The organism is Bacteroidota bacterium, from assembly GCA_016706255.1.
Lineage (GTDB): Bacteria > Bacteroidota > Bacteroidia > Chitinophagales > BACL12 > UBA7236.
This window is the reverse complement of record JADJJZ010000003.1, coordinates 715,064-738,738: the sequence shown is the minus strand read 5'-3', so window position 1 is coordinate 738,738 and position 23,675 is coordinate 715,064. Positions and strand designations below refer to the sequence as shown.

General features: G+C 36.8%; 18 protein-coding genes. 9 read left to right on the top strand and 9 right to left on the bottom strand.

Translation table 11 applies throughout. The annotated features are described in order from the left end of the window. Window positions 1-242 precede the first annotated feature (242 nt). From IPI65_04975 to IPI65_04955, 5 genes are all read left to right on the top strand, one after another. Window positions 243-1,400, top strand: a complete 1,158-nt coding sequence (locus IPI65_04975; GenBank protein MBK7440889.1) for a homogentisate 1,2-dioxygenase — start codon at window positions 243-245, stop codon at window positions 1,398-1,400. Window positions 1,401-1,639: 239 nt separating this feature from the next. After that, window positions 1,640-1,987, top strand: a complete 348-nt coding sequence (locus tag IPI65_04970) for a four helix bundle protein (protein ID MBK7440888.1) — start codon at window positions 1,640-1,642, stop codon at window positions 1,985-1,987. A gap of 622 nt (window positions 1,988-2,609) precedes the next feature. After that, a complete protein-coding gene (gene hppD, locus IPI65_04965) occupies window positions 2,610-3,734 on the top strand; it encodes a 4-hydroxyphenylpyruvate dioxygenase (protein ID MBK7440887.1) in 1,125 nt (374 codons plus the stop codon). Between the two features lie 303 nt (window positions 3,735-4,037). Continuing rightward, window positions 4,038-5,852 carry a T9SS type A sorting domain-containing protein gene (locus tag IPI65_04960; GenBank protein MBK7440886.1) on the top strand — a complete coding sequence of 605 codons (1,815 nt, stop codon included), beginning with the start codon at window positions 4,038-4,040 and terminating at the stop codon, window positions 5,850-5,852. Between the two features lie 211 nt (window positions 5,853-6,063). After that, window positions 6,064-7,818, top strand: coding sequence for a T9SS type A sorting domain-containing protein (locus IPI65_04955; GenBank protein ID MBK7440885.1), 1,755 nt, complete (start codon window positions 6,064-6,066; stop codon window positions 7,816-7,818). A gap of 50 nt (window positions 7,819-7,868) precedes the next feature. Here the strand turns inward: IPI65_04955 and IPI65_04950 are convergent, their stop codons facing one another. From IPI65_04950 to IPI65_04925, 6 genes are all read right to left on the bottom strand, one after another. After that, window positions 7,869-8,864 carry a T9SS type A sorting domain-containing protein gene (locus IPI65_04950; protein MBK7440884.1) on the bottom strand — a complete coding sequence of 332 codons (996 nt, stop codon included), beginning with the start codon at window positions 8,862-8,864 and terminating at the stop codon, window positions 7,869-7,871. Between the two features lie 62 nt (window positions 8,865-8,926). Then, complete coding sequence (locus IPI65_04945; GenBank protein MBK7440883.1) at window positions 8,927-9,685, bottom strand: alpha/beta fold hydrolase; 759 nt, start codon at window positions 9,683-9,685, stop codon at window positions 8,927-8,929. A 229-nt stretch (window positions 9,686-9,914) separates the two neighbouring features. Next, on the bottom strand, window positions 9,915-10,850 hold the full coding sequence (locus IPI65_04940) for a DUF58 domain-containing protein (protein MBK7440882.1): 936 nt from the start codon (window positions 10,848-10,850) through the stop codon (window positions 9,915-9,917). 68 nt (window positions 10,851-10,918) lie between these two features. After that, on the bottom strand, window positions 10,919-11,236 hold the full coding sequence (gene trxA, locus IPI65_04935) for a thioredoxin (protein ID MBK7440881.1): 318 nt from the start codon (window positions 11,234-11,236) through the stop codon (window positions 10,919-10,921). Between the two features lie 94 nt (window positions 11,237-11,330). After that, on the bottom strand, window positions 11,331-14,942 hold the full coding sequence (gene dnaE, locus IPI65_04930) for a DNA polymerase III subunit alpha (protein MBK7440880.1): 3,612 nt from the start codon (window positions 14,940-14,942) through the stop codon (window positions 11,331-11,333). Between the two features lie 138 nt (window positions 14,943-15,080). Continuing rightward, the gene (locus IPI65_04925) at window positions 15,081-16,889 is read right to left on the bottom strand and encodes a gliding motility-associated C-terminal domain-containing protein (GenBank protein ID MBK7440879.1); all 1,809 of its coding nucleotides are present in this window, start codon (window positions 16,887-16,889) and stop codon (window positions 15,081-15,083) included. 84 nt (window positions 16,890-16,973) lie between these two features. Here IPI65_04925 and IPI65_04920 point away from each other — a divergent pair, with 84 nt between their 5' ends. The 4 genes from IPI65_04920 to IPI65_04905 all read left to right on the top strand — a co-directional run bounded on the left by IPI65_04920 (window position 16,974) and on the right by IPI65_04905 (window position 20,411). Then, complete coding sequence (locus IPI65_04920) at window positions 16,974-18,179, top strand: T9SS type A sorting domain-containing protein (protein ID MBK7440878.1); 1,206 nt, start codon at window positions 16,974-16,976, stop codon at window positions 18,177-18,179. Between the two features lie 207 nt (window positions 18,180-18,386). Beyond that, a complete protein-coding gene (locus IPI65_04915) occupies window positions 18,387-19,640 on the top strand; it encodes a T9SS type A sorting domain-containing protein (GenBank protein ID MBK7440877.1) in 1,254 nt (417 codons plus the stop codon). An 82-nt stretch (window positions 19,641-19,722) separates the two neighbouring features. Continuing rightward, window positions 19,723-20,058 carry a tRNA-binding protein gene (locus IPI65_04910; GenBank protein MBK7440876.1) on the top strand — a complete coding sequence of 112 codons (336 nt, stop codon included), beginning with the start codon at window positions 19,723-19,725 and terminating at the stop codon, window positions 20,056-20,058. 14 nt (window positions 20,059-20,072) lie between these two features. After that, entirely contained in the window at window positions 20,073-20,411 is a 339-nt protein-coding gene (locus tag IPI65_04905; GenBank protein MBK7440875.1) for a hypothetical protein, read from the top strand. A 43-nt stretch (window positions 20,412-20,454) separates the two neighbouring features. Here IPI65_04905 and IPI65_04900 read toward each other — a convergent pair whose 3' ends face one another. From IPI65_04900 to IPI65_04890, 3 genes are read right to left on the bottom strand one after another with little or no spacing between them, the layout of a single operon-like run. Further along, window positions 20,455-20,796: a translation initiation factor gene (locus IPI65_04900; protein MBK7440874.1), complete on the bottom strand. Its 342-nt coding sequence runs from the start codon at window positions 20,794-20,796 to the stop codon at window positions 20,455-20,457. Further along, window positions 20,783-21,685, bottom strand: coding sequence for a diacylglycerol kinase family lipid kinase (locus tag IPI65_04895; protein MBK7440873.1), 903 nt, complete (start codon window positions 21,683-21,685; stop codon window positions 20,783-20,785). Before IPI65_04895 ends, IPI65_04900 begins: the two co-directional genes overlap by 14 nt. Then, complete coding sequence (locus IPI65_04890) at window positions 21,682-23,610, bottom strand: sulfatase-like hydrolase/transferase (GenBank protein MBK7440872.1); 1,929 nt, start codon at window positions 23,608-23,610, stop codon at window positions 21,682-21,684. Before IPI65_04890 ends, IPI65_04895 begins: the two co-directional genes overlap by 4 nt. Between the last annotated feature and the right edge of the window lie 65 nt (window positions 23,611-23,675).

Here is a 23,675-nt window from a genome sequence, read left to right as displayed (position 1 = left end):
TAAAACGGGCTTTCATGATTGCTTTAACTGCTGCCGGCCAAAAATGCCGAATTCAGGCGCATACCGCTTAAAGGCCTAATCAAATCCCATATCTGCCACTTAAAACTTATCTCAGTCTAAACTACAGGTATTGTAGTCTAAACTATATGAGCACTTAACCACATCACCTCCGACAAAAATCACCTTTTCAAGAATGATTTCCTTTGTATTTTTGCTATAGGATACTCAAAAAGGGACATTTTATGCCATTTTACAACAAAGCCGGGAAAATTCCCGAGAAACGTCATACCCAATTCCGCAAGCCGGACGGGACACTTTACCACGAAGAGTTGTTTTCAACTGAAGGGTTCAGCAACACGTATAGTTTATTATATCATCTTTACCCACCCACAAAAATTAAACAGGTGGGCGAGGCCTATAGTGTTGAACCAAAAGTGGTTTTGTCGAAGCAACTCAAACACCGCTCCTTAAAAGGATTTAAAATTCAACCTGTCGATGACTATCTGGAAAGCAGGAAAGCGGTTTTGGTGAACAGCGATTTACACATTTCATTGGCAGCGCCGCGTAAAAGTATGAGCGATTACTTTTACAAAAATGTGGATGCTGATGAAATGATATTTATCCATGAAGGAACAGGCACATTAAAAACCATGTATGGAGAAATTCCATTTGAATATGGCGATTATGTTATTGTTCCAAGAGGAACATTATATCAGATTGAATTTAATTCCGAAAATAATCGCCTATTAATTGTTGAATCATTTTCTCCGATTGAATTTCCAAAACGTTATTTAAATCGTGTTGGTCAATTAATGGAGCACTCACCATTTTGTGAACGCGATATCAAAACACCTCAAAATTTAAAAACCTACGATGAGCAGGGTGATTTTTATTTCAAAATAAAAAAGCAGGGAATTATTTATCCTTATCACTACGCAAATCATCCGTTCGATTTAATTGGCTGGGATGGTTACGTTTATCCCTGGGCGTTTTCTATTCATAATTTCGAACCTATAACCGGTCGTGTGCATCAACCACCTCCGGTGCATCAAACATTCGAAGCACACAATTTTGTGGTATGCAGTTTTGTGCCGCGAATGTATGATTATCATCCGCTTGCAATTCCCGCACCTTACAATCACAGCAATATCGATAGCGATGAAATATTATATTATGTAGACGGAGATTTTATGAGCAGAAAAAGTGTTGAGCGCGGACAAATTACCCTCCACCCTGGAGGCATCCCCCACGGTCCGCACCCCGGCACCTACGAAGGCAGCATCGGCAAAACTGAAACAAAGGAACTTGCTGTAATGATTGATCCTTTTAAACCACTGCAGTTAACTGAAGCTGCGTTGGAGATTGAGGATACTGAGTATTATTTGAGCTGGTTGAGTTGAGGTGATAATGTGTCCTTTGAAGGGCATGCTCGTTGAATGTGCTAATGTGCTGATGTGCTAATGTGCTGATTGGGTGATGTGCTTCCGAAGTAACTGTTGATTTGAAGATAGCATCATGTGTTCGATTGATAATTTTTAAACAAAATAAATATAGCACAATGAAATAAATAATAAATATCCATATCAACTTATCCCTGATATTGATATCAAAATATTTTGTAACCTTAAAAACAATTGACATGAGTAACGAGGAAAAAAATTTAATCGTTGATTTAACTTTTGAATTTTCATTATTAATTATTGATTACACGGAGGAACTTGAAAAATTAAAAAAAAACAGAATGGCATGGCAGCTATTTGATGCCGGCACTTCTGTCGGAGCAAATGTTAACGAATCGCAAAATGCTGAAAGCAGGGCAGATTTTATTCACAAAATGAAAATTGCCGCAAAGGAAGGTAGTGAGTCACATTATTGGCTACGATTGTGCAAACATTCTAAAAACTATCCTGCATGCGACGATTTACTGGAAAGAATTGTTATAATAAATAAAATATTAACTAAAATTATTTCATCATCAAAAAAATAAACCCGTTGATCGCTAAATGTGACTAAAATTGGCAATATACCTGCTGTTTATCAGCATCCGCCGCGGCGGACACATTAACACACTCCACCCCTTTTTTTTTTTTTCATTTTATCCGCTCTTCGCCCCCTCATCCCCACCTCCACCCCGCCGCCCGTCACTTTGCTTTTCCGTGGTTTTTTTGGTTTCTCATTCGCACTCCGCTGTCCTGCCCCCCCCCCCCCCACTGCCCTTTCCGCCCACTACTTTTTTTTTTTGATGGTTGTTTTGTTTTTGTCTTTTTTGTCCCTCTGGCCGTCCGTCCGCCCCCCCGCCCCTTCGCTAACCCACCAGCATTTTTTTTCCTGGGTGTGTTTTTTGTGTTTCTTATTGTCAGCCTTCCGGCCCGCCCCCCCCCCCCCCCCCCCCCCGCCCCCCCCCCCACCTTTTTTTGTTGGTTGTTTTTTGTTTTTTTTCCTTTTTGTCACTCTCGGCCGGTCTTCCCCACCCCACCACCCCCGCCCCCCCACCGCCTTTTTTTTCCGTTGGAATTTTGTTGTGTCTCCAATTTTCCATCCGCCTTTCCGGAAATTTCGCACTTGGTCTATACTTATAACCTCAATATTAAATTTTAATACAAAATAAAATGAATACATTAGAATTAACAACAAATCAAACAACCACAGACTTCCTCCCACTCCAAGGTACAGACCACATTGAATTTTATGTGGGGAATGCAAAGCAATCAGCTTATTATTATCAATCGGCCTGGGGTTATGAGTTGGTGGCTTATGCCGGATTGGAAACCGGTGTTAAGGACAGAGCTTCGTATGTGTTGCAGCAGGATAAAATCAGAATTGTGTTAACCACATCATTTGACCCGGAAAGTGAAATTTCGGAGCATGTTCGTAAACATGGCGATGGTGTTAAAGTGTTGGCTTTGTGGGTGGATGATGCAACAAAAAGTTACGAAGAAACTGTTAAACGCGGAGCAAAAGGTGTAATTGAACCAACCACCATGAAAGATGAATTTGGTGAAGTGGTGATTTCTGCAATTCAAACTTATGGTGAAACCATTCATAAATTTGTTGAACGCAAAAATTATAATGGTGTTTTTATGCCGGGTTTTGCTGCTAAACAATCTCCTTTTACCGTGAAACCGGTAGGACTAAAATATGTTGACCATTGTGTGGGCAATGTTGAGTTAGGAAAAATGAACGAATGGGTGAAATTTTATGAAGATGTAATGGGCTTCAAATTATTAATCACTTTCGACGACAGTGATATCTCAACTGAATATTCTGCCTTAATGAGTAAGGTTGTAAGCAACGGAAATGGATTCGTTAAATTCCCAATCAACGAACCGGCTGCGGGAAAGAAAAAATCACAAATTGAAGAATACATCGATTTTTATAAAGGTGCGGGTGTTCAGCATATTGCTATTGCAACCGATAATATTATCGAAACCGTTAGCGAATTACGCGCACGCGGTGTTGAATTTTTACGAGTGCCCGATACTTATTACGAAGATGTTTTAGATCGTGTTGGCCATATTGATGAAGATTTTAATGAACTCAAAAAACTGAACATTTTAATCGACCGCGACGATGAAGGGTATTTATTACAATTGTTCACCAAACCTGTGGAAGACCGTCCAACCGTGTTTTATGAAATTATTCAACGCCACGGTGCAAGAAGTTTCGGCAAAGGCAATTTCAAAGCACTTTTTGAAGCCATTGAAAGAGAACAGGAATTGAGAGGAACACTTTAACCTCACCAAATAACGTAAACCGCTGATATTGAACAAGATAGTTCAGCATCAGCGGTTTTTTTATTTTTAATCTTCTAGTAAAAAGATTACATGTATATACATACAATCTGAAAAAAGATTTTTTTTCTTCGGAATCCACCGTATATTTGCAGTTCTTCTTACCGCATTCGAATTATATACTTTTTTCATCTTCCCGCAAAAAGGTGACTAAAGTCAGCAGATGGCGCGATTGTAGTCACAAACTACGAACGTAAAAAGCAATCTATTTGTATATACATATAATTTGAAACTGTTATGATAAAAATGCAACTGTTTATTGTGTCGCTGTTTGGAATGGTAGGCACATTGTTTTCCCAAGTTACCGAAGATTGGGTATCTCCCGACTTTTATTATGGATTGGATGGAAGTGCCGTAGTAACGGACGCTGCAGACAATACCTATGCCTTAAGTGATATCTTTTTTGGAGATATTTATTTGACAAAAAGAGGCACCGACGGTACCATATTGTGGACGGCAACTTATGATAACACCACACCATCACAATGGGAATTAGCAGGTGACGTAGCCATTGATGTGAATGGTGATGCTATTGTTACGGGCTACACCAATACCGGATTTGGTACCGATTGGTTTCCGGTTCAAATGGTTACCATGAAATTTAATGGTGATGATGGATCATTGATCTGGCGTAAAACTTACAGCACAGGTGTCGCTTATCGCGGAAGAAAAATATTAACTGATGCATCAGGTAATATTTATGTTGGTGGTGATGTAAATGCGTGGATGTTATATCATGGTGAAGTAGGGACTATGATGGTGAAAAAATATGATACTGATGGTAATGATATATGGACAGTAATTGAAGATGCTGCAGGAAATGATTTTGGTGGCACTTTATTAAAAATGCAATTCGCACCTGATGGCAATATCGTTATTGGAGCATATGGCACCAGCTTAGCAAAAATCACCACAGCCGGTACTGTTTTATGGCATACCAGTGGTATAGTGAATGGGTTAGTTAGTTTTGATATTGATCCTTCAGGAAATATTTTTACAGCTTCACATGCTACGTTTGGAACTCCACCTTTTATTTCATCAAATTTTGTGGTTACAAAATTTAATTCATCCGGAACACTGTTATGGACCAATAATTACGACTTCGGACATGAAGAATTTTCACGCCAAATTGTGTGCGATAATAGTGGCGGAGCATATATAACAGGTTATGGGGACCTTTATTTCGACTGGTATACATTTAGAATAGATGCAACAGGTAATATGTTATGGTCACAAGTTTATGATGAACATACCGGCAATGATGAAATACCAAAAATGATGGTAAAAGATAATTCCGGAAATATTTACATCACAGGCCAAGGCGGCCCGTGGCCGGGATATTTTTGGTTAAGTTTAGTGCAAATGGTTACCATTAAATACACTCCCGACGGAGTAGAAGAATGGATTGCATTACATACTGATTACTCAAATACAGGATCCGCAATTTGTCTTGCCTCAGATAATTCAATTTATGCATTAGGACAACAATATGCAGTATTAATTCATTATAATCAGGTAATAGCCACACCTTGTTCAACACCAACCGGATTATTTACCAATAACATTACAAGCAGTCAGGCGCGCTTTAACTGGACACTGGTTCCTGAAGCAGTGCAATATGAAATATGGTATAAAAAAGTTACGGCTGCAACATGGAAAATTAAATTTGTAGTAGGCACTAAAAATAAACTGAATGTAAAATCATTACAGGCAGATAAAAATTATGTTTGGAAAATAAGAAGTATTTGTGCTGATGGATTGGTTTCAGAATTTTCAGCAGAGCAACCTTTCACTACTTTACCTTTGCGTGAAGGCGAAATTGCTGATGCAAGCACAATTCATGTTTATCCAAACCCGGCAAACGATATTGTATATATTCATGCAGATGATGCAGCAATTAAATCAGCAACAATTTTCGATATGTCAGGCCAAATGGTAATAACATCAAATAATAATTTATCCAATGGTATTGATGTTTCAAATTTACCATCCGGTATGTATTTAATCCGAATTGAAACTGAAACAAGTGTTGTGAATGAACAATTAATAATTAATAAATAATTTCAATAAAACATAACATATAAAGGCAGCAAAAATAATCTTGCTGCCTTTTTTTTAAATTACTGTTAAGTGACAAATATCACCAAACTACTGAACCACAGTCACAATGATTTATGTCAATTTGTAATCTCTTTGTATATACATATATTAAGTAATTAATATCATGGTACATTGTATTTTAAAAAAAATTTTTAAACCTAAACATTAAATTATGAAAAAAATATTATTGCTACTTTTAGCACTTCCGATTTTTGTGCATGCCCAGGTAACATTAGACTGGCAGCAATTTACAGGTGGTTTATCATTAACTACCGACAATATTGATAATGTATATACCATCAGTTGGGATTATAATCCGGCAGGTGATATCTATTTGACAAAACATGATGCGGCAGGCAATTTTATCTGGACTGTTTCCTATGACAATACCGATAATACCCGTCATGAAGTTGCAACATGGGTTGAAACAGATAATGACAATAATATTATTGTGACCGGTACTATCCGTTCAGGTTTTGCTTCACCTGTGGATGCCGCTAGTGTTATTATGAAATTTAATGCTGCAGGCTCTTTATTGTGGCGCAATGTTTATGAAACCACATTTGATGGCTCGTCAACAAAAAAATGTTTAATTGATGCATCAAACAATATTTATGTATTAGGCATGGGCTCTGGACCATCGGGATATGTAACCAAAGTGAAAAAGTTTTCACCTGCAGGTGCTGAATTATGGGATTATTTTGATGCAGATGGCATTGGTGCTGCAATGAATTTCAAATTTACGCCTGATAATAAATTATTAATTTCAGGTCGCGGCATAGTTGGTAGTGTTAATGGTTATGCAAAAATTGATTTAGATGGTAATGAAATCTGGAGTTTAGGCGGTGTTTTAAGTTTAACTATTGGAGATGCAGCCGGTGATGCTTCGGGTAATACTTATATTATTAATGGTGAGTATGTTGTAGTTGGCGTTCAGGGAAGTATTATAACTAAATTATCTACAACCGGAACAACAATTTGGACTGCCAACAATGATATTACCGCAACAAAGGTTGAAGTGGGAAATGATAATTTTCCTGTAGTTGCAGGATATCCGGGTGTTGGCACTACCGGTGTAGCAATGATAAAATATGATGCTGCAGGAACTGTATTATGGCAAAATTTAGATGCCGACGGCCCATTATATAATTTGTTATTACACAATATCATGAAAATGGATATTGCAAATAATATTTATTTCGCAGCAGGTACATTATTTCAACAAGCTGTAACAAAAGTAAATGCAGATGGTACAAACGATTGGATTGCATTAGCGTCTAGTGGTTATAATAATGATTTTGATTTTGGTAACGACTATAGTATTTATATGGTTGGCGGCCTTTCCATAGCACACTTTATTCAGGACCCGATTATTACCTGCGAAACACCTACAGGTTTATTTACCAATAATATTACAACAACAAAGGCTCGTTTAAACTGGACCATTGAACCTGGTGCAATGCAATATGAAGTATGGTATAAAAAAGCCACAGCTGCAACATGGAAGAAAAAAATTGTTCCGGGCGCAAACAATAAACTTAATTTAAAAAGTTTACAATGCAGCAAAAATTATGTTTGGCAAATCAGAAGTATTTGTGATACCGTTGGCACCGATGTGGTTTCAGCATGGTCGCCACTGCAGGAGTTTACAACTTTAGTTTGTCGTGAAGATTTTAATACGACAGAGTCAGCTAATCTTATTGTTTTCCCTAATCCGGCTGCAGAACAAGTTACCATTCAGTTTGAAGCTGAAGGTGCGCATGATGTAGTGATATTTGATATTCAGGGTAAAATAATTTTCAACCAAAATAATATTGAATCTGAAAACCTTCAACTAAATATTAAAAACTGGGAATCAGGTATTTATTTTGTTCAAATAAATAATGCAGGGGAAATTCTCTCTGAAAAATTAATTATCCAACATTAATAATAAAGCTTAAAATAAAAAGGTCCGCAAATTGCGGACCTTTTTGATTATTATTTTTTTACAATTTTAGTTTTATATGTTTTTTCTCCATCACTTACTTCCACAAAATAAATTCCGGCTGTATAATCCTGCATGTTCAATGTAATTATATTTCCGCTAGGGTTTAGGTTTTCATTAACTACTAATTGGCCTAAACTATTATAAACACGAACCTGCGTATTACTGATTGCAACAGGCAATTCAATATTTACCATATCGGTTACAGGGTTTGGTGACACCGATAATTTATCTGCATTAATTGATGCATTTATTCCTACCGGTAAAGCAGCATTTAAAGCTGCGGCAGTTGTTTCAGAAGGGAAAGCACCACCTACATTTAATTCAAAATATTCGAACAGTGCACCGATATAACCTTCTTTAAACCAATAATACAAGGTAAAATCATATTCAATTGGTGTAGGTAATAAATCGGTTTCATCCTGATAGTCCTGATATACTTTTACACGCAATACATCGGTATAAGTGCCGGAAGGTAAAATCAGTGTTCCATAACCATCGGCTTCCATTGTGGTAGTACCGGAGCGTTCCCAATCGGCTCCACTAAAAAAGTTTGAATGTAAATCATCGATGTTTGTAGTTCCAAATGTTAATGGAAAAACAAAAATTTCTTCAGGATCATCATAATAAGTTAAAACATCTCCTGCATAAGAGCCATAGTTCGTAAACTCGGTAGCTGTAATTTTTGAATATCCTAATGACCCTAAGCCATTGTCAGCTGCAACATTTGCACCCGGAAAGGAGGCTGCCTGTGGTGTAGTTGCGGCATCCACAATAGTAAATCCATATTCGAAACCGGTAGGAATAATATCACTGTAATCCCATGTAACATTTGCGCCAACTGCGCCTGAATTGAGGCCTTCAGGTTGAATTTCCATAAAAGTAATTTCATCCCCAACACCACCATTTACACCTGAAGTGATAGTAGGTTGTGCAATCAATACAATTGCACTTGCACATAAAAATGTAGTAAGTATTTGTTTTTTCATAGTTATCTATTTAAAACAAAGCTAACTGAAACATAGCCAAATTCGGCATTATTAACATCTATTTACAAAAATTGACGAATGGCAGCTATCAGCGCTTCAGGCTGGTCGGCATGCACCCAATGACCTGCATTTGTTATTGTTTCCAATTTTGCCATGGGAAATAATTTTGTGATAGCTTCCCAATCTGCATCCGGAATATAATCTGATAATGAACCTCTTATAAATAATGTTTCGCCTTCAAATGGAATTTCACTGCTAATTGAAGACAGTATATTGCTATAATTATCTGATAATGCTTTCAGATTAAATTTCCAGTGATACGAACCATCCGGCTCGCGTGTTAAATTTTTTAATAAAAATTGTTTTACGCCAGTTGAATTTATGTATTTCGACAATTGAACATCTGCTTCATGCCTGTTGGTGATGGTATTTAATTCCACTGATTTTAATGCATCAAAAATGGTATCGTGGCCGCCTTCATATTGTTTAATACCCATATCAACCACAATTAATTTTGTAACCATTTCAGGATAATCCAGTGCAAATTGCATCGCTGTTTTTCCACCCATGGAATGTCCCAGCAAATTGGATTGCGGAATGCCCTGTTGCAACATAAATTCCCTTAAATCGGATGCCATTAATTTATAACTATGCTCATCCATATGCGGCGATTTACCGTGATTGCGTTGATCAACAAGATACAAGGTAAAATGATTTTCCAGCGCACGGGCAATTGTCTGCCAATTATCTAACATACCAAACAACCCATGTAAAATAATTAATGGCTCACCTTGTCCTGTGGATTTGAAATTTAATTGCATTTGGCAAAGATATTATACTTAAAATTAGCATTTTTAGTTACTGTAATTTTGGCAGACTCTCTAAAACCTTCCAGGTTTAAACCTGGAAGGTTTAATTATCAATAATTTGAAATCTTAAGCGCTTACGCATCTGTAAAATCTGACTTTTTTAAAAAATACCCACAAAATTCACCTTCCGACAATTTGTCAGTGAGCAAAAATGTAAATCAAACCTTTTTATTGAACCTGATTAACGTTGTTTTTGTCGCTTAACCAAATAAGGTAACAACACTTCTTTAAATCCCGTATTCATATCTGCTTCAACAAAATCGATATGATATTGGTGACAACGGAGTTTTAATGTTTTGATGTACTCAGTCATTTGTTCGGTGTAAAACGATTTTACTTCATTACTCCGCAACTTAACTTTTTCGCCTGTTTCCATATCTACAAAAACATATGGGCGATTATCGTAAGTGAAATCTAATTCATGTTGTTTGTCGGTAACGTGAAATACAACCACTTCATGTTTATTATGTTTCAGATGCTGCAGCGCAGAAAACAATTCTTCTGTTTTTGAAGTATCTTCAAACATATCACTAAAAATTACCACCAAACTTCTGCGATGAATATTTTCGGCAATTAAATGCAAACATTTTCCGGCATCTGTTTTTACATCGCGTGATGATTTGCCGATAAATTGTTCTAAATGCGTTTGTAATAATTTATGATGCACATTGCTGCTTCCCGATTTGGTATGCACTAAAAGGTCATCCGTAAAAATGGTTAAGCCTGCTGCATCCCGCTGTAATTTTAACAGGTGAATAATTGCACTGGCACAAATGGTAGAAAAAATTAATTTATTTACATGCAATCCTGTCGATTTTTTATCCGGTTCAGGAAAATACATACTGGAAGAAGCATCAATTACAATCTGACAGCGCAGGTTGGTTTCTTCTTCATATTTTTTGGTAAATAATTTATCAGTTCTGCCAAATACTTTCCAGTCGATATGCCTGGTTGCTTCACCGGGATTGTAAATCCGATGTTCGGCAAACTCAACGGAAAAACCATGGAACGGACTTTTATGTAATCCGAGGATAAATCCTTCCACCACCTGTTTGGCGATAAGCTCCAGATTTTCAACCTGTCTGAGATCTTTCAGCGATATGAGTTGTCCGTTCATGCTACAAAATAAAACTAAAAAAGCCTTCCGTCAAACGAAGGAAGGCTTTAATTAAGTATGTTTAACAATTATAAGTGTTGTTGTACTTTAGCATCCAACACGCTTTTAGGCACAGCCCCAACTTGTTTGTCTACAACCTGCCCACCCTTAACAAACAAAATGGTAGGTATATTTCTGATACCATACATCATTGAAATTTCTGGGTTGAAGTCAACATTCACTTTTCCAATGTTTACTTTTCCGTCATATTGTTTTGCAAGTTCTTCAATAACAGGGCCAACAACACGGCACGGACCGCACCATTCTGCCCAAAAATCGATTACTGAAAGTTTTTCGCTGTCAAGCACTGTCTGCTTGAAATTCGCATCGGTAAATTCTAATGCCATAGTATAAAATTGTTTTATTCGTTTTGTATAATTTAGAACAATAAGGCTGCAAATTAGTTCCACAGTCCTATAAAAATCGCTTTAATCTGCAAATTTAACCAGCCACCCGTAAACTCACTTCCCCAAATTTCCCCAAGGTGTTCAAAACCGGCTTATCTGCCTTCACACAAGCGGTCTGGGTGCGGAAAAGCACATCAAAATTTTCCGTTTCCTCTACAATTTTCAGCACAATTCGGTCTTTTCCGGGGTTTGCCTTAATCATCTGGTCAACACTGCTCAAAAACTCCTTGTTTAGCGACGAAAGGGAAATACTCAGCGTAATTTTCATCGATTTCTTCTCCCTAACCTCACTCAACAACTGTATATCTGAAACCCAAAACCGTTTCCGTTCAGGGTCATTTCTGTCGGTTTGATAATTTCCTTTTACAAACAGCACATTTCCGGTTTGGTCTACATAGTTTTTGTACTTGATATAATTGTTTTTAAACAAGCCCAATTCAATATGACTGCTGAAATCTTCGAGTGAAAAAATGGTATACTTATCGCCTGATTTACCGATTTTGGTATCAGTTGATGCTACATATCCAACTATAACTACTTCACCTTTATCCGTAAATTTTTCCAGCTCATTGATATTACATGTTTTAAATGCATCCACTTCAATTTTATAATCATCGAGCGGATGTCCACTTAAATAAATACCAATAACCTCAAATTCCTTTTTTAATTTTTCAATAGTGTTCCACTCAGGATGTTCCGGAATTTTGGGTTCTGTTATTTCAATATCATTGCTGTCGCCAAATAATGTATTTTGCGAAGTAACAACATTTCCGGTAAAATTATTTCCGTATTTAATTGCATTTTCAATCACATTTGCTGCTTCATTTTTTGCTACAGCAAAATATTGTGCACGGTTTAATCCAAAACTATCTAATGCGCCGGCTAGAATTAACGACTCTAATGTTTTTTTATTTACGCTGCGCAAATTTACCCTTCTGGTTAAATCATATAAACCGGTAAACACGCCGCCATCTTCCCGTTCACGAATTAATTCAATTACAGCTGCTTCGCCAACACCTTTTATTGCGGTTAATCCAAACCGAATTTGCCCTTGTTTATTTACGGCAAAAGTTACTGCACTTTCATTTACATCAGGCGGCAAAACGGGAACACCTATGCGGCGACATTCATCCATAAAGAAACTTACCTTATCGATATTACCTTGGTTATGCGTTAATACCGCACTCATATATTCTGCCGGATAATGTGCTTTTAAATAAGCAGTTTGATATGCAACAAAAGCATAACAGGTTGAATGCGATTTATTAAATGCGTATTGTGCAAATGCTTCCCAGTCGGTCCATATTTTTTCGCAAATTTTTGGTTCGAAATTATTTTTTTCGCAGCCTGCAATAAACTTGGATTTCATTTTATCCAGCACATCTTTTTGCTTTTTACCCATTGCCTTACGCAGGGTATCGGCATCACCTTTTGTAAAATTACCGAGGCGCTGAGATAATAACATCACCTGTTCCTGATATACAGTTACACCGTATGTTTCTTTCAATATATCTTCCATCTCAACCAAATCGTACACAATTTTTTCACGACCGTGTTTACGTTTGATGTAGGTTGGAATGTATTCAAGCGGACCCGGGCGATATAAGGCATTCATCGCAATCAGGTCTTCAAATTTATCGGGTTTTAGTTCTTTTAAATATTTCTGCATGCCCGGACTTTCAAACTGGAAAGTTCCGTTTGTTTCACCGTGCTGATATAATTCGAAAGTTGGTACATCATCAAGCGGAATTGTATCGATATCGATAACAACACCGTGATTTTGTTTAATTAAATTTAATGCAGTTTTAATAATTGACAAGGTCCGCAAACCGAGGAAGTCCATTTTAATTACACCGGCACTTTCAATTACCTCGCCTTCAAATTGTGTAACATAAAGATTGGAATCTTTTGCTACGGCAATAGGCAATAAATCGGTAAGGTCGCTTGGTGCAATAATTAAACCTGCAGCGTGTACGCCTGTATTGCGCACACTACCTTCCAATACCAATGCTTCTTTTAAAATTTCGCTACGTACATCTTTTTTATCTTCCAGAATACTGCGCAGTGTTTTTGCGTTGGCCATTTCATCAGGCGATAAATTTTCTTTATCCACCAAACTGCCATCTCCACTTAAAGGCGCATAAATTAATCTGTTTAATGAAATTCCAGGACGTTCAGGAACATATTTAGATAAGGCATTACTTTCAGAAATAGGTAAATCCATAACGCGGGCAACATCTTTAATACTTGTTTTTGCTGCCATGGTGCCATAGGTAATTAATTGGGCTACCTGATTTTTACCATATTTTTCAACCACATAATCAATAACCTTTTGTCTGCCATCATCATCAAAATCTGTATCAATATCGGGCATTGACTTTCGGTCAGGATTTAAAAAACGCTCGAAGAGTAAATTATACTTCATCGGGTCAATATTGGTAATGCCAATACAATAAGCAACCACCGAACCTGCTGCAGAACCACGACCGGGGCCAACAAAAACGCCCATATCGCGACCTGCTCTGATGAAGTCCATTACAATAAGAAAATAACCTGCAAATCCCATTGTTTTAATGGTAAACAATTCGAAATTTATTCTTTCTTCATGTTCTGCATCAACTTCACCATATCGTTTTTTGGCACCATCAAAAGTGAGGTGTTTTAAATATTCCCACTGATTTAATACATCATCGGGGTGTATTTTAAATTCTGGAGGAATAGGAAATGCCGGTAATAAAATATCGCGTTTTAAATCCAGTAACTGAATTTTATCTACTACTTCATTTGTATAATCAATTGCCTGAGGAACATCCTCAAACAAATTAGTCATTTCTGCTTGTGTTTTAAAATAGAACTGATCGTTATAAAAGGCAAAACGTTTTCCTTTTATCATCATATCATCATCACCAAAATCTTTCATTTTTGGTGTAGCCTGTTTTTCACCCGTATTGATACACAATAAAATATCGTGTGCATTAGCATCGGCCTGATCTACATAATGTGCATCATTTGTTGCAATAACTTTTACATTATATTTTTTTGCGTATTGCAATAAAGTATCATTCACATAAATTTGGTCAGGAATATCGTGCCGTTGTAATTCAATATAATAATCTTCACCAAAAATATCGAGCCACCATTTAAATGTTGCTTCAGCTTCTTCCTTACTTTTTTTCATGATGGCGCGTGGCACTTCTGCAGCGAGGCAACAAGTAGTGGCAATTAATCCTTCATGATATTTTTCAATTAATGTTCTGTCGATACGTGGATATTTTCCGTACATCCCTTCCATATATCCCAGCGAACACATTTTTACCAGATTTTTATATCCGATTTCATTTTTCGCCAATAATACCTGATGGTAACGAATATCTTTTTCCTCGCGTGAAAATTGTTTGCGATGCCTGTCGGTAACTAAATAAAATTCACAACCAACAATCGGTTTTACTTTTAATGTGCCGTCTTCATTTTTGTGTTTATATGCTTCCGCCACAAATTGAAATGCACCAAACATATTACCATGATCAGTAATTGCCAGTGCGGGCATATTATCTTTTACGGCTTTTTTATATAAGCGGGAAATATCGCTGGCTCCGTCGAGCAGCGAGAACATGGTATGATTGTGTAAATGTGAAAATTTAGGCATTTCGGACTGCGAAAATAATTTTTCCAACCCTTAAGTTAAGGTAAATGCCAGAGATAATTTACCAACGTATGTGAATAAATTTTCCGATAATTTCAGGATTCAGTGAAATCGCCTATTTAAGCGGTTAAATTGCAAATATCAGCGCACCAAAATCACATTTCCCTGCACCATTCCTGTTTCACCGGTGATGCGGGTAAAGGCTATGGTATACACATAGGTGCCCAATTCACAATCTTCACCCTGATAGGTGCCATCCCATTTTCCATCTAAAATATTGGTGTTAAAAACTATTTCACCGTAACGATTATAAACGGTGAGTTCATAAGCAGATAAATCGTAACAATCGAGCTGACTAAAATAATCGTTTACACCATCCTGATTCGGAGAAAAAACATTGGGTGCTGTTACCACACAAATACATGGATCGGGAACAATTACCACTTCATCAACTGCTGAACATCCGTTAATGGTAACTTCTACAAAATATGTTCCTGCTGTTGTAACTAAATAAGTACTTCCGGTTGAACCATCCTGCCATTCATAATCAAAACTTTCGGAGCCTGCATCCAATAAAATTGTTGTGCCTGCGCATAAACTTTGATCGGGACCTAAATCTACTGTCGGCTGAACAGAATAACTTACCAAAACTGAATCTTTATCGCTACAACCTCCAACGGAAACTGTAACATAATACAATCCATCATCAGTAACCGTAAAAGTTGGATCAGTGGATCCATCCTGCCATAAATAAGTTGCACCTAAAGTAGTAACATCAATTGTATAGGTATTTTCCAATCCGCAAATTACAGTATCATGCGGCAATGAAATATCAGGAGCTGGTACATAAGTAACATTAACGGTATCTGCATCAATACAATTTCCATCCGTAACAGTTACCGAATAAGTTCCATCTTCATCAACAGTTAAGGTGGGCAAAGTAGAACCATCTTGCCATAAATAAGTTGCACCAGGTGTTAATACATTAAATGTCCATAATTGACCTTCACATAAAGTAAGGTCATCACCTAAATCGATAAAATCGGGTGTATTTACAATAACATTCACCGTATCATAAATTATTTCACCACAATTATCGGTTATCATTACTGTATATGTTGTTGTTTCACTTGGTGATGCCCACGGGTCGCGAATATCAGTTGCACTTAATCCTGTTGCAGGCGACCATTCGTAAGAAACAAATCCGTCGGGAACAATTAATTGTGTGCTGTCGCCCGGACAAATACTCACATCTTCCAATGCATCAATTTCGGTAGTATATTCAAAACATACGTATTGATTATTAAATGAACCGCCGGTACCTGCAGTAAATCCGAAATACACTTCCGGATCACCGGCAAAAATGGTTTCAATAATATCAAAAACTTCCGTTACAAATCCAACGCGATAAACACAATCAACAAATACCTGTAGATGTTGCGTTTCTGCATCCCAGGTTATTTTTGCCTGATGATAATCACCATCTTCAACATTATTTATTCCATCTAAAATTTGAACGGGGCCATCCAGATTAAAAATCCCTGTATGGTCTAAATCACCATTATACTGAATGGCAACATGATCAAAAGCCGGATCACCATAACCACCATTTTGATAAGTATCGAATTCTATACCCAATGAAGGTGTAATACCTAAATAACCCATTCCGCCGCCGGCATCACCTAATCCTGTTCCAACAGGTTGTAAAACAAAATACATTCCATCAGCACCACTTGCATCTAAATCACCAAAATTGAGTGAAAAATTAATTTCAAAATCTTCTTCTAAATTTATCAGGGTTTCATACCAAATTGAACCTGCGCTGTAGTTTACTTCTTCCGTTAATTGATAACAATTGCCCCCTAAGCTCACTGCATCACCATTTAACACAAATTGCGCATTTACCAGCGAACAGGCTAGTATCAAAAGAGGAGTGAATATTTGTTTCATTTGTGTAATTTTAACAGGTTACAAAAGTAATTTAATTTAGATATAATTTTCAGGTTTAATAAACGTTTAACGTTGCAAGGCAAGATGAAATTTATCGTCATACTGTTTATACTCACTTCTACAGCACTTTTCGGGCAGCAACCGGAGTGGATTGCAACAGGAATTGTTGATTCTGCAATTTCAGTTTCCGGCGGACAAAACGGGATTTGGGCTGCTACTCAAAATAATGGTATTCAGTTTTTGAACACCAATAACGGACGAATTACAATTTACAATACAGACAATACGCCTTTTGTTACCAATGATTTCAGATGTGTTTTAGCTGTTAATGATAAAGTATATGCCGGTACTTTTGATAAAGGATTATATATTTTAGAAAATAATAATTGGATTTATTTAGATACCATTAATTCACCTTTACCCGGCATGAGCATTTCCGATTTTTGTAGTTATGATGAAAATACGATGTATGTTGCAACAGATAAGGGATTGGCAAAAATTGAAAATGATACTTGGGAAATTTTTGATTCATTAAATTCCGGCATCAGCGCAAATAAATTAACCTGTTTGTATAAAGATGCAAACAGTGTTTTATGGATTGGTTCAAGATATCATGGTGTAACAACTTTGCAGGATAATATTTTTACAAATTATAATTTTGATAATGCCGGCATTAATGATAATTGGATTCGTGCAGTTTGTGGTGATGCAAACGGATATATGTATATCGCCGATTATTTTGGTGTAAATAAATATGATGTAATAAATGATGACTGGATATTTGTATATAATACATTTACGGCACCAATGACTTCTGAACGCGTAAATAAAATTGGCTTTCAGGAAAATGGTACGATGTGGTTTGCCACACATATTGGTGTAACCAGCGCAGATATTGATAACAACTGGTCACAATTTTATTCTGATAATTCCGGATTACCACATAATACCTGCGATGGTTTATTTATTGATGCAGATGATCGTGTTTGGGTGGCCTGTTATGGTGGTGTTGCTGTGTTTGCAGATAAAAATTCGTTGCCGGAATTTGAAACAAATCTTATCATTTATCCCAACCCTTGTAAAACAACTATCACCATTGAAGCTCCCGGATTTGAACAATACATGATTTTTGATATGATGGGAAACCAACTCATTTCTACAGCAAATTTTTCGGAAACTTTTGGAAATAGACTGTCCGTTTTGGATGTCACTTCGCTCCCTTCCGGCGTATATTTAATCTCTGCCCAAAATGCTGAAACTATTGTCAGCAAAGCATTTGTAAAATTATAAAGTGTTTGATGCAAGCCTAGTTCGGTGACTTATGTCACACAACAACCAAAATCATTTTGCCCTCATTTTAAATCTACCTGCACGAAGCGGCTTTATTTTTTCGGAAACCAATAAAAATTGTAGTTTCTGAAGCACGAAAAGTGAAACATCTTTGTTTTATTAATTGAATGCATGCACACTATTTCGGATTTCAAAATGCTATAATTTATGAAAAGGCTGAAATTATTGTCACTAATTTTTTTGCTCGCATGCATATCTACGTCTGCTCAAAATCTGGTTAATAATGCCAGTTTCGACACAAGTGCAACTAACCCGAATTCCTATGCTCAGATTTGTTACCCAACAGGATGGAATACACCAAGCGGATACTGTGCAGTAGTTCCCGGTCATGGTAGTCCTGATTATTATAAAACAGGCGGATTGGGTGGTGCAGGCACACCGGTTACTTTTTGGGCAACAGTTTCACCACACAGTGGAGCGGGCATGGCAGGGTTTGCAACTTATTATCCTTCATATTTAAATTTCAGAGAATATGTTTCAACCGTTTTGAATACACCACTTGTTCCGGGAACGAGTTATGAAGTTTCCTTCTGGCTCACAAATGGTATTACCTGGTTAAATGGAAATGCAACAAATAATATTGGTGTTGCCTTCACAACATCAGCCTTAACACAACCGGCTGCAGGGTATATTGCAGCAACTCCTCAGGTTGAATATCCAACGGTACTGTGGGACACTTTATGGCATCAGCTAACTTTCACCTTTACTGCAACCGATGCCAGTCAGTACATGACAATTGGTAATTTCAGAACTGATGCGGCAACTACTATTCAAACAAAAAAAGCGGTTGGTTACCCAACTTCTTCAGCAGCCTATTATTATATAGATGATGTTGTTGTGAAACCTGCAACTCCGCTCCCACTCCAGTTAATTCAATTTTCAGGGTCAGCATCCGATGATAAAGTAAATTTAAACTGGATAACAGCGAATGAAATAAATACCGCTTATTTTGAAATACAACGTTCGCAGGATGGTGTAATTTTTGAAACAATCGGCTACGCAGAAGCTGCAGGATATAGCACAGCGCAGTTGAATTATTTTTTTGAAGATGAACATCCATTTACAGGAAATAATTTATACCGCTTAAAACTTGTTGATCAGGATAATACTTATGGCTATAGTAAATGTATCAGTATCAATTTTGAAACAGAACATCAGCTTACGGTATTTCCCAATCCTGCTAATAATGACATCTCGATTAAAACAACAGCATCGGAAGCAGCGGTAATAAAAATTAGTGATGCCTCCGGAAAAATATTTGAAAATTTTAATACTATAACAAATGAAGGTGGCGTTATACATGCAGACATCAGCAAATATCCTCCCGGAATTTATTTCGTTACACTGATATCTGCACGCACAACCATTTCAACCACATTTATTAAATCAGCTAACCGTTAGTGAATAAAATTAGCTGAGCAATTAAAAAATTGACCGTGGCATTCGGAGCAATAGTATACTTTTGTGTAATAAAAAACACATGATGCCTGCTATTCAATATGCCGATTTTGAAAAGGTAGAAATTCGTACCGGAACAATTGTGGAAGTAAATGATTTCCCAAATGCTAAAAAACCAGCTTATCAGTTAGTAATTGATTTTGGTGAATTAGGATTAAAGAAATCAAGCGCACAAATTACCGTGCATTACGAAAAAGAAAACCTGATTGGTAAACAAATTGTTGCCGTAGTAAATTTTCCGGTAAAACAAATTGCCAATTTTTTTTCAGAATGTTTAGTGCTGGGTGCAGTAAATGAAGATGGGAGCATCGTTTTATTGCAAACAGAAAAGCCCGTTTCGAACGGCTTACGCATTGCATAAAACAAATAGTATATATGAGAATCAGTTGGAAAAAAATGATGCCCGTGGTATTAATCGGATTAGTAACATTGAGCGCGTGTTCAAAATCAGGAGTAGGATGTGGAACTTCAATCGATTGCACTGGAATTACCTATTCAGGAACAATTAAACCTTTGGTTGCAACTAAATGTGCCATGAGCGGATGCCATACCAGTTATGGTACCTATTCCGGATTAAAAAACATTGCCGATAACGGTAATTTATATAGTCAGGTAGTAAGTAGTGAAAATATGCCTCAGGGCAATATTAATATGTCATGTGAAGAGCGGGCACAAATTGAGTGCTGGATAAATGCGGGAGCCCCGAATAATTAATTTTTAGAGACAAATTGTGCCTACATTTCAGGCACAGTTTGTTTTATCCGCCTGCCATTTTAAATTTATAACCCATTTTAGTTAGTATTTCACCAATTTTTTTTCGGTGGTCGCCTTGAATAATTATTTCTCCATCTTTAGCAGAGCCGCCGGTGCCACATTTTGTTTTGAGTTCGCGACATAAATTTTCAAGTGCTGTTTCGTCGCCGACAAAATTTTTAATGACGCTGGCCGTTTTTCCGCCGCGGTGATTTTTTTCGAGCCAGATACGTAAATCCTGCTGATTGGGTGGCAGGGTTTCTTGTTGATTATTATCTTCCGGCATTTTAAAATCGGGGTCAGTTGAAAATACCAATCCCGATAAATTAATTTTATTTTTCGCCATCGGTTAAATGTTTTGGGTTAATTAAAACATGCAACTGTTGTGGAATAATGCTGATTTTAAAATCTTTATCCTTTGGAACTGTTTCGCCATCAATTTGTAAATAAGAATAATTCGGCGAGCTGATATTTAGTTCGTTTGTTCTAAATGAAGAAAAATGTTTACTGCCTAGATGTGTTTGTGTAAATACCTGAATTACGGCAATCGGCACTTTCCACTTCGGAATATTATCTACAATAATCACATCCATTAAACCATCACTCAAATTTGCATGTGGTGCAACTTTCACATTGTAACCATACTGATTGGAGTTGCAGATATTAATCATAAATGCTTTGCCTTTTCGGTTGTTTTCCGGTGCTGTTAATTCAAATTCAAATGAATCAAATGAGCCTAAACTTTTTATGGCACTCCAGGCATAGGTTAAAAATCCTCTCGTTTCTTCACGGCTAAATACTTTTGCTACAAAGGCATCAAATCCAATTCCGATTAAACTAAAAAAGTATTCATCATTTATTTTACAAACATCAATTTTTTTAACCTGATAGGCATTGATAATTTGTAAAGTAGATTTAATATTGATAGAATAACCAAGATGCCTTGCCAGTCCGTTTCCTGAACCGCTGGGAATAATAGCCAGACAGGTATTCGTGCCCATTAAACCGGTTGCAACTTCATTTACACTGCCATCGCCACCGGCAACTGCAACTACGTCGAAATTATTTTGTGCTGCTTCACGTGCAATTTCTGTAGCATGACCTCGGTTTTCGGTATACACCACTTCGTAATCAAAATGATCGTGGTCGAGGTACTTATTGATGTAGGCAGGAATTTTATCTTTCCTCTTTACCCCGGCTACCGGATTAATAATAAATAAGATGCGTTTTTTCACTCTGCAACTAATTTATCATTTATCATAACATGATGATGTGTTTGAATAATCGCTTTTAATTTGTCCTCCATGGACATCGTAACATTGGGCAATTCATAAATTAAATTATTACTCATTGTGCTATCACGTTTGTAGTCATATAATCCAATTGCACGACCGCCGTTGAATTGCAAAAAGAAACTGTCATCCAGCAACATATAATCCGGTGTATGGAAATTAAATGCATAGCGTTCTGCAGATTTATTGAAGATGGAATTTCCAAAAGCCATAAACTTACCTCTGTAACCAATATAATCTAATACAGTTGGCATAATATCGGTTTGCTGAACCACCATATCAGATGTGCCTTTAAATTCACCGTTGGGTTTATACAAAACCATCCATGTGCTGTGTGCACCAACCTGTTCCTGATAAAATTCATGTTCAGGCAGCGGAGGGCCGGGATGATCTGCTGTTAAAATAAATAATGTATTGTTATACCAAGGTTGTTTAGCTGCTTCTTTAAAAAATTCACGCAATGCATAATCGGCATAAGCGACAACTTCCAGCATCGGAATTTTACCTTTTGGAAATTCACCGATATGTTGTGGTGGAACCGTAAACGGATGATGCGAAGAAATGGTAAATATTTCAGAATAAAACGGCGCTTTTAAATCACTCATTTTATTTGCTGTCCATTTTAAAAACGGCTCATCAAAAATGCCCCAGTTGCCGTCAAAATCTTTATCGTTACCATATTCATTTCTTCCAAAATAACCTGTAAATCCGGCTTGTTCCATAAAGCGGTCAAATTCCATTGAACCATTGTTTGCTCCATGGAAAAAATAAGAACCATAACCCACCTTATTTAATATGGTGCCCATTCCTTCAAATGCATTTTTCTGATAAATTGAAGAAATAAACGGTTCGCCCATCATAACCGGAATACCACTGGTAACAGCAATAATACCCTGATTAGATGATTTACCATTTGAATAAGCATTGGTAAATGTTAAACTTTCTCGCATCAGCGAATCAAGAAAAGGTGTATAAGGTTCACCCGGATTAAAATAACCGAGATATTCTTTCGAAAAACTTTCCAATACAATTACACACACATTTTGTGGTTGTGTTGGGGCGGGAATAGAATCAGGCCTGATATAATATGCTTCGTTATCATGAAAAATATTATATCGTTTTGCTAATTCCTCTTCACTAAAATATTTTGGTTCGTGTAATTCTCTGTGTCCGAATGCATAAATAACCGAAAACGGCGTATTAATAATGAGCGAACTGAAACGTCCGTCTTCCACCACATTTGCAGCTTCGTTTGGCGATAGTGGTTCCTGCTGAATACCACCGCGTGCACCAATTATTACAAAGGTGACAATCACTACCATGGCAAAAACCTGTTTCGGGTAATGAATTAAACGCGGTACTCCAAAGTTTTTATTTTGTTTACGATGTAATTCCGTTTTGCGATATAAATATTCGACACCTAAAATGAGGGAGAATGCCAAAACAAAAATTATCCAGTAATCTTTTATTACCTGAGGTAAAATATTGGTATCACCGGTTAAACCGAGTTCATGTGCATCGGTGCGTTTTAATCCATATTCGAAATAAATCCAGTCGCCACTTTCCAGCAATAATGCAAAACCGTTAAATGAATAAAATAATATTTTTAATATCCGCTGATATTTAGGATTGTCGAACCAGGGATTTGGTAAAACATGTAAAAAAATAAAAATGATATTTACATAAATAATGGAAGAAACATCATAACGCAGACCGTAGCCCATAATCTGTAAAAATTCACCCGGTGGAATGGGTGGAAATAAATCCATATTAAACAGAAAAAACAATAAGCGGCAAACGGTATACAACAATAAAACGATAGCAAGTCGTTTGATGAGGATTTCAATATGAAATAATTGTTCTTTCACGGTGCTGTAAGTAGGCTACAAAGGTAATAAATAAATAAACCGTAATTATCAAATACTTTAACGGA